The 13,980-nt window shown below is 70.4% G+C and carries 15 protein-coding genes; all 15 read left to right on the top strand.

Annotation, left to right across the window (positions count from 1 at the left end; translation table 11 throughout):
* Positions 1-185: 185 nt before the first annotated feature.
* Complete coding sequence (locus tag ACFY0U_RS39690; protein WP_388644464.1) at positions 186-812, top strand: hemerythrin domain-containing protein; 627 nt, start codon at positions 186-188, stop codon at positions 810-812.
* Positions 813-1,066: 254 nt separating this feature from the next.
* Positions 1,067-1,342, top strand: a complete 276-nt coding sequence (locus ACFY0U_RS39685) for an acyl carrier protein (protein WP_388644461.1) — start codon at positions 1,067-1,069, stop codon at positions 1,340-1,342.
* A 27-nt stretch (positions 1,343-1,369) separates the two neighbouring features.
* Complete coding sequence (gene fabG, locus ACFY0U_RS39680) at positions 1,370-2,152, top strand: 3-oxoacyl-ACP reductase FabG (RefSeq protein WP_388644458.1); 783 nt, start codon at positions 1,370-1,372, stop codon at positions 2,150-2,152.
* Positions 2,153-2,179: 27 nt separating this feature from the next.
* The gene (locus tag ACFY0U_RS39675; protein ID WP_388644455.1) at positions 2,180-3,118 is read left to right on the top strand and encodes an aromatase/cyclase; all 939 of its coding nucleotides are present in this window, start codon (positions 2,180-2,182) and stop codon (positions 3,116-3,118) included.
* Positions 3,119-3,120: 2 nt separating this feature from the next.
* Positions 3,121-6,318, top strand: a complete 3,198-nt coding sequence (locus ACFY0U_RS39670; protein WP_388644453.1) for an FAD-dependent monooxygenase — start codon at positions 3,121-3,123, stop codon at positions 6,316-6,318.
* Positions 6,319-6,350: 32 nt separating this feature from the next.
* Complete coding sequence (locus tag ACFY0U_RS39665; protein WP_388644450.1) at positions 6,351-7,844, top strand: FAD-dependent monooxygenase; 1,494 nt, start codon at positions 6,351-6,353, stop codon at positions 7,842-7,844.
* 2 nt (positions 7,845-7,846) lie between these two features.
* A complete protein-coding gene (locus ACFY0U_RS39660) occupies positions 7,847-8,770 on the top strand; it encodes an alpha/beta hydrolase (RefSeq protein ID WP_388644687.1) in 924 nt (307 codons plus the stop codon).
* Positions 8,771-8,838: 68 nt separating this feature from the next.
* Positions 8,839-9,177 (top strand): acyl carrier protein, encoded by a 339-nt coding sequence (locus ACFY0U_RS39655; protein WP_388644449.1) that lies wholly within the window; start codon positions 8,839-8,841, stop codon positions 9,175-9,177.
* Positions 9,174-9,992: a 4'-phosphopantetheinyl transferase family protein gene (locus tag ACFY0U_RS39650; RefSeq protein ID WP_388644446.1), complete on the top strand. Its 819-nt coding sequence runs from the start codon at positions 9,174-9,176 to the stop codon at positions 9,990-9,992. The genes ACFY0U_RS39655 and ACFY0U_RS39650 overlap by 4 nt, the downstream gene beginning before the upstream one ends.
* Positions 9,993-9,997: 5 nt before the next feature.
* Positions 9,998-11,557, top strand: coding sequence for an acyl-CoA carboxylase subunit beta (locus ACFY0U_RS39645; RefSeq protein ID WP_388644444.1), 1,560 nt, complete (start codon positions 9,998-10,000; stop codon positions 11,555-11,557).
* 11 nt (positions 11,558-11,568) lie between these two features.
* Positions 11,569-11,781, top strand: a complete 213-nt coding sequence (locus tag ACFY0U_RS39640) for an acyl-CoA carboxylase subunit epsilon (protein WP_388644441.1) — start codon at positions 11,569-11,571, stop codon at positions 11,779-11,781.
* Between the two features lie 31 nt (positions 11,782-11,812).
* Complete coding sequence (locus ACFY0U_RS39635; protein WP_388644439.1) at positions 11,813-12,301, top strand: nuclear transport factor 2 family protein; 489 nt, start codon at positions 11,813-11,815, stop codon at positions 12,299-12,301.
* An 87-nt stretch (positions 12,302-12,388) separates the two neighbouring features.
* Complete coding sequence (locus ACFY0U_RS39630; protein WP_388644436.1) at positions 12,389-12,913, top strand: anthrone oxygenase family protein; 525 nt, start codon at positions 12,389-12,391, stop codon at positions 12,911-12,913.
* A 90-nt stretch (positions 12,914-13,003) separates the two neighbouring features.
* The gene (locus ACFY0U_RS39625; protein ID WP_388644434.1) at positions 13,004-13,300 is read left to right on the top strand and encodes a DUF1330 domain-containing protein; all 297 of its coding nucleotides are present in this window, start codon (positions 13,004-13,006) and stop codon (positions 13,298-13,300) included.
* A 202-nt stretch (positions 13,301-13,502) separates the two neighbouring features.
* Positions 13,503-13,973: a hypothetical protein gene (locus tag ACFY0U_RS39620; protein ID WP_388644432.1), complete on the top strand. Its 471-nt coding sequence runs from the start codon at positions 13,503-13,505 to the stop codon at positions 13,971-13,973.
* Positions 13,974-13,980: the final 7 nt, after the last annotated feature.

Here is a 13,980-nt window from a genome sequence, read left to right as displayed (position 1 = left end):
CAGATCACAAAGATGGCGGTTCGTGTCACATCCGGCCATGGCCGATCCCTCTCATTCGCGAGGGCATCCCGGGCCGCGGGGCGTGGGGAGCTCGGCCGGAAGGGGCCGAACTCCCCACTCGCGACAGCGAGTCACCCCATCCGCCGACCGGCCGCGACCGGTCACCCGAGAAAGGCACGCACACCATGGCAGTCGCACAGCAGGCCCCGATCAACTTCGCCGTCATGTACGCCACGCACGACGCGTTCCGACGCGACATGAAGCGGCTCGCCGCGGCCGTCGCCGCGGGCCGCTCCCAGTCCCCGGAGGTGCGCGACGGCTGGGAGAACTTCAAGCACCAGCTGCATGTGCACCACACCGTCGAGGACTCCGACCTGTGGCCGCGCGTCGCGGCCGGCGTCGCCGACCGCCCGGCCGACCAGAAACTCCTCGACGAGATGGAGGCCGAGCACGCCCAGCTGGACCCGGTGCTCGCCGCCGTCGACGACGGCCTGGCCCGCAACGCCCCCGACCTCGCCGCCCGCGTCGCCGAACTCATCCGCGTCCTCGGCGACCACATGAAGCACGAGGAGACCGAGGCCCTCCCGCTCATCCAGGACGTCTGCACCACCAAGGACTGGGACGCCTTCCGCGGCGCGATGGCCCGCAAACAGGGCCCCAAGGGCGCGGCCGTCTACTTCCCCTGGATCACCGACGAGCAGAACGACACCGACCGCAAGGCGTTCCTGGACACCATGCCGGCGCCGGTAAAGGTCTTGAACAAGCTCTTCTGGGAGTCGAGCTACAAGAAGCGCCACCTCTGGGGCATCTGACCCCCCTAGAACACGCCCCTGCCGGCGACATCCCCCGCCCCGGCAGGGGCGTACCTATGCCCGCAGGGGGGCCGCCCGCGCCCTTAGGGGCGCGGGGAACTGCGCGACCAGCCCAATCGGACCCGCAGCCGCAAACGGCCAGAACCCCCCGAGCTCCTAGGCGACTTCTACTGACCCCGACGCCCCTGCCAAGCCCCACCGGCAGGGGCGCAGCCATGCCCACCACCCGCCAATCCCCGAAGGGACCCCCACCCATGAGCAGCCCCTCCGCATTCACCCTCACCGACCTCAAGCGCATCCTCCTGGAAGGCGCCGGCGCAGACGACGGCATCGACCTGGACGGCGACATCCTCGACCTCGACTTCGAGTCCCTCGGCTACGAGTCGCTCGCCCTCCTGGAGACAGGCGGCCGCATCGAGCGCGAGTACGGCATCGCCCTCGACGACGACGTCTTCACCGACAACCGCACCCCCCGCACCCTCATCGCCGCCGTCAACGAGCTGCTGCCGTCGGCCGCCCACGCCGCCTGACCCGACCGCACCCAGGGAGAAGCCACCATGCAGCAGGACCAGCGCGTCGCTCTCGTCACCGGCGCCACCAGCGGAATCGGCCTCGCCGCGGCAAGGACCCTGGCCGCCGCCGGCCACCGCGTCTTCATCGGCGCCCGCACCGCCGAGAACGTCACCAGCACCGTCAAGCAGCTGCGCGAAGAGGGCCTCGACGTCGACGGAGCCGCCGTCGACGTACGCGACTCCGACAGCGTCACCGCGTTCGTCACCGCCGCCGTCGAGAGGTTCGGCACCGTCGACGTCCTCGTCAACAACGCGGGCCGCAGCGGCGGCGGCGTCACCGCCGACCTCGACGACGAGCTGTGGGACGACGTCATCGACACCAACCTCAACAGCGTCTTCCGCATGACCCGCGCGGTCCTCAACGCCGGCGGCATGCGCCACAAGGACCGCGGCCGGATCATCAACATCGCCTCCACCGCCGGCAAGCAGGGCGTGGTCCTCGGCGCCCCCTACTCCGCCTCCAAGCACGGCGTCGTCGGCTTCACCAAGGCCCTCGGCAACGAGCTCGCACCGACCGGCATCACCGTCAACGCGGTCTGCCCCGGCTATGTGGAGACTCCGATGGCGCAGCGCGTGCGCCAGGGCTACGCGGCCGCCTACGACACCACCGAGGACGCCATCCTCACCAAGTTCCAGGCGAAGATCCCGCTCGGCCGCTACTCGACCCCCGAAGAGGTCGCCGGCCTGGTCGGCTACCTCGCCTCCGACACCGCAGCCTCCATCACCGCACAGGCGCTCAACGTCTGCGGCGGCCTCGGCAACTTCTAATCCCCCTGCCCTGAAGGGAGTTCAGCCATGACACTCCGCGAGGTCGAGCACACCGTCGACATCGACGCCCCCGCGGCGGCCATCTACCGCCTGATCGCCGAGGTGGAGAACTGGCCGCGGATCTTCCCGCCCACCATCTTCGTCGACCGTGTCGAGGCCGACGGCGACAGCGAGCGGATCCGTATCTGGGCCACCGCCAACGGCGAGCCGAAGAACTGGACCTCGCGCCGCACCCTGGACGCCGAGGCCCAGGTCATCACCTTCCGCCAGGAGGTCTCCACCCCGCCGGTCGCCGCGATGGGCGGCACCTGGATCATCGAGCCGCTCACCGAGTCCACCTCCCGGGTGCGCCTTCTGCACGACTACCGGGCCATCGACGACGACCCCAAGGGCCTGGCCTGGATCGACGAGGCCGTCGACCGCAACTCCCGCTCGGAGCTCGCGGCACTGAAGACCAACGTTGAACTCGCCCACGCCACCGAGGACGTCACGTTCTCCTTCGAGGACTCCGTCACGATCGCCGGCTCCGCCAAGGACGCCTACGACTTCGTCAACGAGGCCGGTCTGTGGCCCGAGCGGCTGCCGCACGTGGCCACCGTCCGCTTCGAGGAGCCCGCCCCCGGACTCCAGAGCCTGGAGATGGACACCCGCGCCAAGGACGGCTCCACGCACACCACCAAGTCGTACCGGGTGACGTTCCCGCACCACAAGATCGCCTACAAGCAGGTCACGCTGCCCGCGCTGATGACCCTGCACACCGGCTACTGGACGTTCACCGAGGCCGCCGACGGCACCACGACCGCCTCATCCCAGCACACCGTGGTCCTCAACACCGCGAACATCGCCCGCATCCTGGGCGAGGACGCCACGGTCGCCGACGCCCGCGCCTACGTCCACGGCGCGCTCAGCACCAACAGCCGCGCCACCCTGGGCCACGCCAAGGACCACGCCGAGAGCCAGCGCTGACGATGGTCGGCCGGCGACTCGACACCGACGTCGTCGTCGTGGGCGGGGGACCGGTCGGGCTGATGCTCGCCGGTGAACTCCGCCTCGGCGGCGCCGACGTCGTCGTACTGGAGACCCGCGAGGCCCCGACCACCGAGTCACGGGCCTCGACCCTGCACGCCCGCACCATGGAGATCCTCGACAGCCGGGGCCTGCTCAAGGCCTTCGGCACCCCGCCGTGCGAGGTGCGCGGACACTTCGGCGGCATCCCCCTGGACCTGACCCTGCCCAGCACCCACCCCGGTCAGTGGAAGGTCCCGCAGACCGAGACCGAACGCCTGCTCCAGGACTGGGCGGCCGGCCTGGGCGCGCGCATCAAGCGGCGCCACACCCTGCGCGCCCTGCGCACCACCGGCGAGGGCGTGGAGGCGGTGGCCGCTGGTCCCGGCGGGCCGGTACGGATCCGGGCGGCGTACCTGGTGGGCTGCGACGGCGAGAACTCGACCGTACGCCGTCTGCTGGACGCCGACTTCCCCGGCGAGGACGCCCACCGCGAACTGCTGCGCGCGGACGTGGCGGGCATCGACATCCTGAACCGCCGCTTCGAGCGCCTTCCCGCCGGCATGGCGGTGGCCGCCCGTCGCGGCGACGGCGTCACCCGAGTGATGGTCCACGAGTTCGGCCGCGAGGCCCAACTCCGCACCACGGAACCGGACTTCGCGGAGGTCTGCGAGGTCTGGCAACGCGTAACAGGAGAGGACATCACGTCAGGCACCCCGCTGTGGGTGAACTCCTTCGGCGACGCCAACCGCCAACTGTCGGCCTACCGCCACGACCGCATCCTGTTCGCCGGCGACGCAGCCCACCGCCAGATGCCCATCGGCGGCCAGGCCCTCAACCTCGGCCTCCAGGACGCGGTGAACCTCGGCTGGAAACTGTCCGCGGTAGCGACGGGCAGGACCCCGGCCGACCTGCTGGACACCTACCACACCGAACGCCACGAGGTGGGCCGCCGCGTCCTGGCCAACATCAAGGTCCAGTCCCAACTGCTCCTGGGCGGCCCGGAATCCCACTCGACCAGGACCCTGTTCACCGAACTCCTGAGCTCGGAAAGGGTCCGCACCCACCTGGCCTCGATGATCGCGGGCCTGGACATCAGCTACGGCGACGAGGGCGTACGCCTACCGAACACGAACCTGACGGTAGGTCACCACCAGTACACAACAACGGAGTTGCTACACCGGGCACGCCCGGTGCTCCTCCTCCTGACGCCGAAGGCCACCCGGTTCCACAAGCAGGCGGCCCCCTGGTCGGACTACGTCACCACACTCACCGCCACAGCCGACCTCCCCGCCACAGACGCCCTCCTCCTCCGCCCGGATGGCCACATCGCCTGGACATCCGCGAGCGACACCCCGTTGCCGGAGGCCCTGACCCACTGGTTCGGCACCCCCATGACCACCCCCGAACCGGCAGCCGCCAACGGCGATTCCGCCCCACAAGGGCCACCCGCACCCGAATCCACAACCCGCACGGGTGGTGCGGGCGGGACCCCAAAGGCCGAAGGCGAAGCCGAGGCCACCAACCACTCCCCGAAGGGCGACCCCATGAACACGAAAGCCCCCGCGCCGCAAGAGCGCTACGACGTGGCCATCCTCGGCGCGGGCATGGCCGGCGGCATGCTCGGCGCGGTCCTCGCCCGCAACGGCGTCAAGGTGCTCCTCATCGACGCCGGCACCCACCCCCGTTTCGCAGTCGGCGAGTCCACGATCCCGTACACCTCCGCGATGACCCGCATAGTCGGCGAACGCTACGACGTCCCCGAGATCGTGCACATGGCCAGCTTCCGCGGCATCCAGGACCACGTCTCCCCGATGAGCGGCCGCAAGCAGAACTTCGGCTTCGTCTACCACCGCGAGGGCCAGGACCAGAACCCCGACGAGATCAACCAGCTCGTCGTCCCGGAGTGGCAGCGCACCGAGAGCCACCTGTTCCGCCAGGACACCGACGCCTACCTGTTCCACCTGGCCGTCAAGCACGGCGCGACCCCGCTGCTCGGCACCCGCATCACCGACATAGAGACCGGCCCCGACGGAGCGGTCCTGCGCGATGCCCACGGCACCGAATACCACGCCGAGTACCTCGTCGACGGCAGCGGCTTCCGTTCCCCGGTCGCCGACGCCTTCGGGCTGCGCGAGGAACCCACCCGCGCCCGCCACCACTCCCGCACCCTGTTCACCCACATGGTCGGCGTCACCGCCTACGACGACGCCCCCTCCGCCGCCGCGCACAAGCAGCCCAGCCCCTGGCACCACGGCACCCTGCACCACGTCTTCGACGGCGGCTGGCTGTGGGTCATCCCCTTCGACAACCACGACGGCGCGATCAGCCCGCTGTGCAGCGTGGGCCTCACCCTGGACGAGCGGAAGTTCCCGAGGTCCCAAGATCTCACCCCGCAGCAGGAGTTCGACGAGTTCCTGGAGAAGTTCCCGCAGATCGCCGAGCAGTTCACCGACGCCCGCGCCGTCCGCCCCTGGGTCGCCACCGGCCGCCTCCAGTACTCCTCCTCCAGCACGGTCGGCGAACGCTACTGCCTGACCGCGCACGCCGCCGGCTTCATCGACGCGCTGTACTCCCGAGGTCTGACCAACACCCTGGAGGTCGTCAACTCCCTGGCCTGGCGCCTGATAGAGGCCACCAAGGACGGCGACTGGTCCACCGAGCGCTTCGAGTACATCGACCGCCTCCAGCAGGGCCTGTACGACGTCCACGACGACCTCGTCTACAGCTCCTTCGTCGGCTTCAAGCACTACGACCTGTGGAACGCGGTCACGCGGGTGTGGGAGTCGACCAGCATCATGCCGACGATGACCGTCGAGCGGGCGTACCGCCGCTTCATGGAGCACAAGGACGACCAGATCCTCAAGGACCTGGAGAAGACCACCACCCCCGGTCTGCCCGCACCGGTCGGCGAGGACATCAGCTCCCTGCTCACCCTGACCCGCACGACCTGCCAGGCCGTCGAGGCCGGGGGACTGGAGCCGGGCGAGGCCGCCGAGCTGCTCTTCGAGCAGTTGCGGGAGTCGAAGTTCCTGCCGGAGCCGTTCGCGCTCGGCGACCCGGACAACAAGTGCTTCGAGGCCACGCGGGAACTGCTCGGCCAGGCCCTGGACTGGGGCCGCACCAAAGCGCCCGAGCACATCGCCCAACTGTTCGGCTGACCACCACTCACGAGTAGGGGAGAGGAGAGACCATGGACGCCGACGTCATCATCGTCGGGGCCGGCCCGACCGGTCTGATGCTCGCCGGGGAACTGCGCCTGGGCGGCGCCCACGTCGTCGTGGTGGAACGCCTGGAGCGGCCCACCGGCCAGTCCCGCGGGCTCGGCTTCACCGCACGCGCCATGGAGGTCTTCGAACAGCGCGGCCTGCTGCCGTGGTTCGGGGACCTGGAGAAGGCCCCCATGGGCCACTTCGGCGGCGTGCAGTTCGACTACACCGTCCTTGAGGACGCCCACTTCGGGGCCCGCGGCGTCCCGCAGTCGCACACCGAGGACGTCCTGGAACGCTGGGCGATCTCGCTGGACGCGGACATCCGGCGCGGCTGGGAGTTCCTCGAACTCGACGAGAAGGGCGACCACGTCGAGATCACCGTCGCCACCCCGCAGGGCGTCCAACGCCTCACCGCCCCCTACCTGGTGGGCTGCGGCGGCGGCAGCAGCCCGGTGCGGCGGGCGGCAGGGTTCTCCTTCCCCGGCACGGACGCCACCCGCACCATGTACCTGGCCGACGTCGCCGGCTGCGACCTGCGCCCGCGCTTCCTCGGCGAACGCCTGCCCGGCGGCATGGTGATGGCCGCCCCGCTCGGCGACGGCGTGGACCGCATCATCGTCGTCCCCGACGTCGAACCCGGCCGCGAACGCGAGCGCTCGGTGAGCTTCACGGAGGTCGCCGACGCCTGGCAGCACATCACCGGCGAGGACATCAGCGCCGGCACCGCCCACTGGGTCAGCTCCTTCACCGACGCCACCCGCCAGGTCACCGAGTACCGCCGCGGCCGCATCCTCCTCGCCGGCGACGCCGCCCACGTCCACCTCCCGGCGGGCGGCCAGGGCCTGAGCACCGGCGTCCAGGACGCCGCCAACCTCGGCTGGAAGCTCGCCGCCGAGGTCCGCGGCCGCGCCCCCATCGGCCTCCTCGACAGCTACCACAGCGAGCGTCACGCGGCCGGCGCCCGCCTCCTGATGAACACCCACGCCCAGGGCATGCTCTTCGTCGGCGGCCCCGAGATGAGCCCGCTGCGCGAGCTGATGGGTGAGCTCATCCAGTACGACGACGTCAAGCGCCACCTGTCCGGCCTGGTCTCCGGCCTCGACGTCCGCTACGACGTCGGCGAGGGCACCCACCCGCTCCTGGGCCGCCGCCTGCCCCCGCGCACCCTCACCGGCGCCGAGGGCCCCACGACCACGATGGAACTCCTGCACCCGGCCCGCGGTGTCCTGATCGACCTCACCGACGACCCGTCCCTGCGGGAGGCGGCAGCCCCCTGGCAGGACCGGGTGACGACGGCGACGGTCCGCCCGCAGGAGACGGAACCCGTCCTGACAGCCACCACCGCCCTCCTGGTCCGCCCCGACGGCTACATCGCCTGGGCCACCGGCACCACCCCGGACCCGACAGGACTGCGCACCGCACTGCACCGCTGGTTCGGCGACCCGGATGACAGCACATCGAGGAGTACGGAGTGACCGTGGACCTCCCACCATCGGGCGGGGCGTGCCCGACAGCCGACGCCCCGCCCGGACCCCGCCGCATCACGCTCGACGCGGCGGGCATCCCCCTCTCCGCCCTCCTCACCACCCCACCCACCGACACCCCCCGCGCCACCGTCCTCGCCCTGCACGGCGGCGGCATGACGGCCGGCTACTTCGACGCCCGGGCCCACCCCGGCCAGTCCCTGCTCACCCTCGGCGCCCGCCTGGGCTACACGGTCCTGGCCCTGGACCGCCCCGGCTACGGCGCCTCCACACCCGCCCTGCCGACGGGCCAGACCCTCGCCGAACAGTCGGCCACGGTCCGCACGGCCCTCGCCGACTACGCGCAGACACACGACCTGGGCGCCGGCGTCTTCGTCCTCGGCCACTCCTACGGCGGCAAACTCGCCCTCACCTGTGCCGCGGACGGCCTCCCGGCGCCCCTGCTCGGCCTGGACATCTCAGGCCTGGGCCACCGCCTGGCCGTACCGGCCGACGACCTGCCCTCGGCCGGCGGCCAGGGCCACTGGAAACACAACTGGGGCGCTCTGCGCCTGTACCCGCCCGACACGTTCCGCACCTGTCCCGTCGCGCCCATGCCCGAGCGGGAACGCGCCGAAGTCCGGTCCTGGCCCGCCCGGTTCACCTCGGTCGCCGCCCGCGTCCACGTCCCCGTCCGGTTCACGTTCGCCGAGCACGAGAAGTGGTGGCGCCACGACGAGCACACCCTGACCGAACTGGCCGGCCTGCTGCCGCGCGCACCCCGCGTCCTGGTGGAACGCCTGCCGCAGGCCGGCCACAACATCAGCCTCGGCTGGACCGCCCACACCTACCACCTGCGCGCCCTCGCCTTCCTCGAGGAGTGCCTCGCAGGGCACGCGGTCACCGGCACCCCCGTGCCCCTGCCCGCGGCCGCCTGACAGCCCAACCCCCCACCCCCACACACACACCACCGCCCCGCGCCCCCCTCGACGGAAGCGACCAGTCCATGAACCACACCAGCACCCCGCTGTTCGTACGGCCACCCGCACCGTCCGCGCTGCGCGCCATGGACCTCGACGCCCGCACCCGGACGATCGTCTCCTGGCTCTGCCGGGAACTGGCCCACGTCCTCGACGTGCCCCCGGCCCACCGGGTCGGCCCCGACCGGCCGTTGCGCGCCCTCGGCGTGGACTCCCTGACCGCGCTGTGCCTCAAGCGCCGCCTGGAGGACGAGCTCGACGTCCGGATCAAGACCCACGACCTGCTGCGCGACGACACGGTCGGCGAGATCGCCGCCCTGCTGGCCGAGTCGGTGTCCGCACCCGCCTACGGGACGGCACGATGAGCCCAGCGCGCACCACCGCCCCACTCCTGCGCAAGGCCCCCCGGCTGACCGTCGACACCCGCCAGATCCATCTGTGGGTGATCGGCACCGAATGGGCGGGTGACCACCCCGAGCACATGGTCACCAGCGAACTGGACGACCGTGAACGAGAACGGGCGGCGGCCTTCGTACGCCCCCTGGACCGCCTCACCTACCTGATGGCGCACATCGCGCTGCGCCGCCTGCTGACCGCCTACACCGGCATCCCGCCCGCCGAGCTCCCGCTGGGCCGGGACACCTGCCCCTGCTGCGGCGGCCCGCACGGCCGCCCCGTCCTGCACGGCACCGGCCTGCACTTCTCCCTCTCCCACAGCCACGGCATCGCCCTGATCAGCATCGCGGACGCCCCCCTGGGAGTGGACGTCCAGCGCGTGCCCACGCAGGAGACCGTAGAGCTCTGCCTGCCCGAGCTGCACCCGGAGGAACAGCGGGAACTGCGGGCCCTGCCCGACGCCGAACAGCCCCTGGCCTTCGGCCGGTTGTGGACCCGCAAGGAGGCCTACTTCAAGGGCCTGGGCACCGGTCTGGGTCGCGAACTGAACTCCGACTACCTGGGCGAGCGCACCGACCCGGACGCCCCCGCCCGCCCCAGGGGCTGGCGCATCGAGAACATGCCCAGCTGCCCCGCCCACGTGGCGGCCGTCGCCATCGCGGCCCCCGCCGACACCGCCCCACCCGACATCCTCGCCCGCCGCCTGCCGACCGAGTGCCTCTACACCGACGACGCCACCGAACGGATCGCCGCCGAGCGGCAGGTCTGCCCCAACTGGGAGTGATGGCCATGCACACCACACCGTCCACCGCGGCGACGCTGGAACTGAAGGAGATCAAAGACCGCATCCTCGAAGGCCCCGACCCCGCCGCCACCCAACGCCAGCACGCCAAGGGCAAGTTGACGGCCCACGAACGCATCGCCCTCCTCCTCGACAAGGGCAGTTTCACCGAGATCGAGGCCCTGCGCCGCCACCGGGCCACCGGCTTCGGCCTGGAGGACAAGAGGCCCTACACCGACGGCGTCGTCACCGGCTGGGGCACCGTCGACGGCCGCACAATCTTCGTCTACGCCCATGACTTCCGCATCTTCGGCGGCGCCCTCGGCGAGGCCCACGCCACCAAGATCCACAAGATCATGGACATGGCCATAGCGGCAGGCGCCCCGTTGGTCTCCCTGAACGACGGCGCGGGAGCCCGCATCCAGGAAGGCGTCTCGGCCCTGGCCGGCTACGGCGGCATCTTCCGCCGCAACACCCAGGCCAGCGGCGTCATCCCGCAGATCAGCGTGATGCTGGGCCCGTGCGCGGGCGGAGCCGCGTACAGCCCCGCCCTCACCGACTTCGTCTTCACGGTCCGGGAGATCTCCCAGATGTTCATCACGGGCCCCGACGTGGTGAAAGCGGTGACGGGCGAGGAGATTACGCAGAACGGCCTGGGCGGCGCGGACGTCCACGCCGCCACCTCCGGAGTCGCCCACTTCGTCTACGACGACGAGGAGACCTGCATAGCGGAGGTCCGCTACCTGATCTCGATGCTCCCGGCCAACAACCGCGAACTCCCCCCGGAGACCCTCACCGAGGACCCCGCCGACCGCAGCTGCCCCACCCTCCTGGACACGGTCCCCGCGGACGGCAACCGCTCCTACGACATCCGCACCGTGATCGAGGAACTGGTCGACGACGGCGAGTACATGGAGGTCCACGCCGCCTGGGCCCCCAACATCGTGTGCGCCTTCGCCCGCCTCGACGGCCGCACGGTCGGCATCGTCGCCAACCAGCCCGCCTCCATGGCCGGCGTCCTCGACATCAAGGCCAGCGAAAAGGGCGCACGCTTCGTCCAGTTCTGCGACGCCTTCAACATCCCCCTGGTCACCCTCGTCGACGTCCCCGGTTTCCTGCCCGGCGTGGACCAGGAACACGAGGGCATCATCCGCCGCGGCGCGAAACTCCTGTACGCCTACTGCAACGCCACGGTCCCCAGGGTCTCGGTGGTGCTCCGCAAGGCGTACGGCGGCGCGTACATCGTCATGGACTCCCGCTCGATCGGCGCGGACGTGGCCCTGGCCTGGCCGACGAACGAGATAGCGGTGATGGGCGCGGAAGGCGCGGCGAACGTGGTCTTCCGCCGAGAGATAGCAGCAGCGGACAACCCGGAAGAGATGCGCGCCCAGAAGATCGACGAGTACAAGCGCAACTTGGTCCACCCGTACTACGCGGCCGAACGCGGTCTGGTGGACGACGTCATCGACCCGGCCGACACCCGCTTGTCACTCATCAGCGCCCTGAGGATGCTCGCCGCGAAGGACGCGTCCCTGCCCCGCCGCAAACACGGCACCCCACCCCAGTGAAAGGGCCACCGATGACACCTCTCGAGCTGAAGATCGAGCGAGGCAACCCGACCCCCGAGGAACTGGCCGCGGTGATAGCGGTCCTGCACCAGCGCCTGATGAGCGCGCCGCCCGACCCCGCGGAGGTCCGCCGACCACCCACGGCGGCCCGCTGGCACCGCCAGCAGCCCACCCCGTTCCAGCCCCGAGCCTGGCGCAGCATCCAGTTCCAACGAGCAGCCTGACCCGCACGCCTCACTAGAGAAGGACTAGAAGATGCCTACAGCCCAGCCTGAGGCCGGCTTGGAAACCCTGCACCGCCAACTACAGCTCCTCAACGACCGCTTGGAGCTCACCCAGCTCTGCGACCGCTACGTCCACCACCTCGACAAGGACCGCGGCAGCGACGCCTGGCTGGACAAGATCTTCACCGAGGACGTCCATCTCACCTTCCCCTTCGGCGAGTTCAAGGGCCTGGAGGGTCTGGCGGACTTCCAGCAGATGGCCCGTACGACCTTCGCCCGCACCCACCACATCAGCGCCAACCACACCGTCGACCTGGACGGCGACGAGGCCCGCGTGGCCGCTCACCTGATGGCCGTACACGTCCGCCAGGCCGACCGGCCGGCAGCCGACTTCACCATCGGCGGCCACTATGAGGCCGAAGCCCGCCGCACCCCCCACGGCTGGCGCATCCACCGCTTCGACTTCGACCTCGTCTGGCAGTCGGGCGAGGCCCCCCAGGCCAAGACGGCAGCCGCCTGAAATCTCCACCGGGACTCGACCAGACCTGTGGAAGCCTGACGGAGTGAGCGCCAGCGACACCACCCCACAGCCGCCCTGGAGTGACGAATGAAGCAAGGTCCGCTGTTCACGACCGCACGCTGGATAGGCCTGCTCTTCGGCGGAGTCTTCACCGGATTCCTGGTCTGCGTGATGGTCCTGGAGACCTCCCTGCGCGACTACGACGGCAAGGTCTACACCCAGGTCCGTCAGGTAGAACTCGACTCCCTGGACACTCTGGCCTCAGCCACCCTGATCCCCACGATCATCGCGACGGCGATCCTGGTGACAGGCGCCTGGAAGGCGAAGGGCCCCACCCTCTACCTGCCCCTGGCGGCCCTGGCGCTGTTCCTCCTGATCCTGATCCTGACGATCGTGGTGAACCTTCCGATCAACGCGGACCAGAAGGACTGGACGGTCACGGCCCCTCCGTCGGACTGGGCAGACGTCCGAGACGAATGGCAGACGAGCCACGCGGTACGCACCATCGCGTCCTTGGTGGCCTTCGCCCTGCTGTCCTTCTCTGCCCTGACCCACAAGGCCAGGTCACTGACGACGACTCCCGCCGAGACCCCCCTGGCCACCCGCTCCTAGTCAGGCCTCTTTCTTCCAGACATCCCACGCGCCCGGCCCGCCAGCACCCGCTGGCGGGCCGGGCGCGTTCGCGACCCACGAGGACGAGACATGACCGCTTACGTCATAGCCGAAGCCGAACTCACCGGCGACCCCGAGATGGTGGCGAGGTACAGCGCCGAACTGGTCTCCACGATCGAGCCGCACGGCGGCCGCTACCTGGTCCGAGGTGCCCCCTGGCAGGTTCTGGAGGGCGAGAGCAAGGCCTTCACCGGCGTGATCGAGTTCCCGTCGGCGGAGGCGGCTCAGCGCTGGTACGACTCCCCGGCCTACCAGGAGATCGTCCCGCTGCGCGTCCGCAACACCAGGGGCAGGATCCTGATCTTCGAAGGCGTACCAGCCGTCTGACCTCGCCCCTCCAAGACCTTCCCAGGCTCCCGCTTCGCCGGCTTCCCCGGCGAAGCGGGAGCCTTTTTTCCGTTTATGCCGGTCCAGTCCGCCTCTAGCTGTTTTCGGCCAAAGACGCGTGATGATGGCGAACTACCACCAAATGGCGAGCGCAGTCGCAGAGTTCACCCGTCACGGGTCTGCGTCTGTCACTGGAGGAGACATGTCGGAAGCCAACCAGACCACAGCGACCCTGGAAGCACTCGGGGGAGCGGTCGGCGAAGCCGCGGGGGCGTCGCTCTCCGGACCTCTCGACCACCTGGGCGAAGGCGTCCTGCGGGCGTCCCTCGCCCTGTGGGAGAACCCCGAGGCGCGGGTGCACCTGCTGGCCCAGATGGCCGCCTCGATGAACAGCGAGGACGAGAAGGCCACCATGCGCGCCTTCATGTCCACCCCGAGGTCGGAGCTGTTCAAGCAGCTGGGCAAGGTACTCGGGGCGAGCGAGACCCCCGACCTCCAGCAGCTCGCGGATCTCCTCGGCGTGCCGCCGCAGAACATCAACGCGGCACAGGCCCAGGTCTGGGGCCTGATGACACTGCGCTACATGGTGCGCCTGGAGCCCATCGCGTCGCTCCCCGTGGAGGACGTCGTCAAGCTCGTCGCCCCCACGATCCAGCGCTACCTCGTCGGCTGAGCCCCTC

The organism is Streptomyces sp. NPDC001536 (assembly GCF_042894505.1).
Lineage (GTDB): Bacteria > Actinomycetota > Actinomycetes > Streptomycetales > Streptomycetaceae > Streptomyces.
This window is presented reverse-complemented; position numbering and strand designations above follow the sequence as displayed.

What these genes read in the sequence shown, in the direction of transcription:
- ACFY0U_RS39645 (WP_388644444.1), top strand. Translation starts at nt 9,998, where the DNA reads ATGCACACCACACCGTCCACCGCGGCGACGCTGGAACTGAAGGAGATC.
- ACFY0U_RS39620 (WP_388644432.1), top strand. Translation starts at nt 13,503, where the DNA reads ATGTCGGAAGCCAACCAGACCACAGCGACCCTGGAAGCACTCGGGGGA.
- ACFY0U_RS39640 (WP_388644441.1), top strand. Translation starts at nt 11,569, where the DNA reads ATGACACCTCTCGAGCTGAAGATCGAGCGAGGCAACCCGACCCCCGAG.
- ACFY0U_RS39625 (WP_388644434.1), top strand. Translation starts at nt 13,004, where the DNA reads ATGACCGCTTACGTCATAGCCGAAGCCGAACTCACCGGCGACCCCGAG.
- ACFY0U_RS39635 (WP_388644439.1), top strand. Translation starts at nt 11,813, where the DNA reads ATGCCTACAGCCCAGCCTGAGGCCGGCTTGGAAACCCTGCACCGCCAA.
- ACFY0U_RS39670 (WP_388644453.1), top strand. Translation starts at nt 3,121, where the DNA reads ATGGTCGGCCGGCGACTCGACACCGACGTCGTCGTCGTGGGCGGGGGA.
- ACFY0U_RS39690 (WP_388644464.1), top strand. Translation starts at nt 186, where the DNA reads ATGGCAGTCGCACAGCAGGCCCCGATCAACTTCGCCGTCATGTACGCC.
- ACFY0U_RS39685 (WP_388644461.1), top strand. Translation starts at nt 1,067, where the DNA reads ATGAGCAGCCCCTCCGCATTCACCCTCACCGACCTCAAGCGCATCCTC.
- ACFY0U_RS39655 (WP_388644449.1), top strand. Translation starts at nt 8,839, where the DNA reads ATGAACCACACCAGCACCCCGCTGTTCGTACGGCCACCCGCACCGTCC.
- ACFY0U_RS39650 (WP_388644446.1), top strand. Translation starts at nt 9,174, where the DNA reads ATGAGCCCAGCGCGCACCACCGCCCCACTCCTGCGCAAGGCCCCCCGG.
- ACFY0U_RS39675 (WP_388644455.1), top strand. Translation starts at nt 2,180, where the DNA reads ATGACACTCCGCGAGGTCGAGCACACCGTCGACATCGACGCCCCCGCG.
- fabG (WP_388644458.1), top strand. Translation starts at nt 1,370, where the DNA reads ATGCAGCAGGACCAGCGCGTCGCTCTCGTCACCGGCGCCACCAGCGGA.
- ACFY0U_RS39630 (WP_388644436.1), top strand. Translation starts at nt 12,389, where the DNA reads ATGAAGCAAGGTCCGCTGTTCACGACCGCACGCTGGATAGGCCTGCTC.
- ACFY0U_RS39665 (WP_388644450.1), top strand. Translation starts at nt 6,351, where the DNA reads ATGGACGCCGACGTCATCATCGTCGGGGCCGGCCCGACCGGTCTGATG.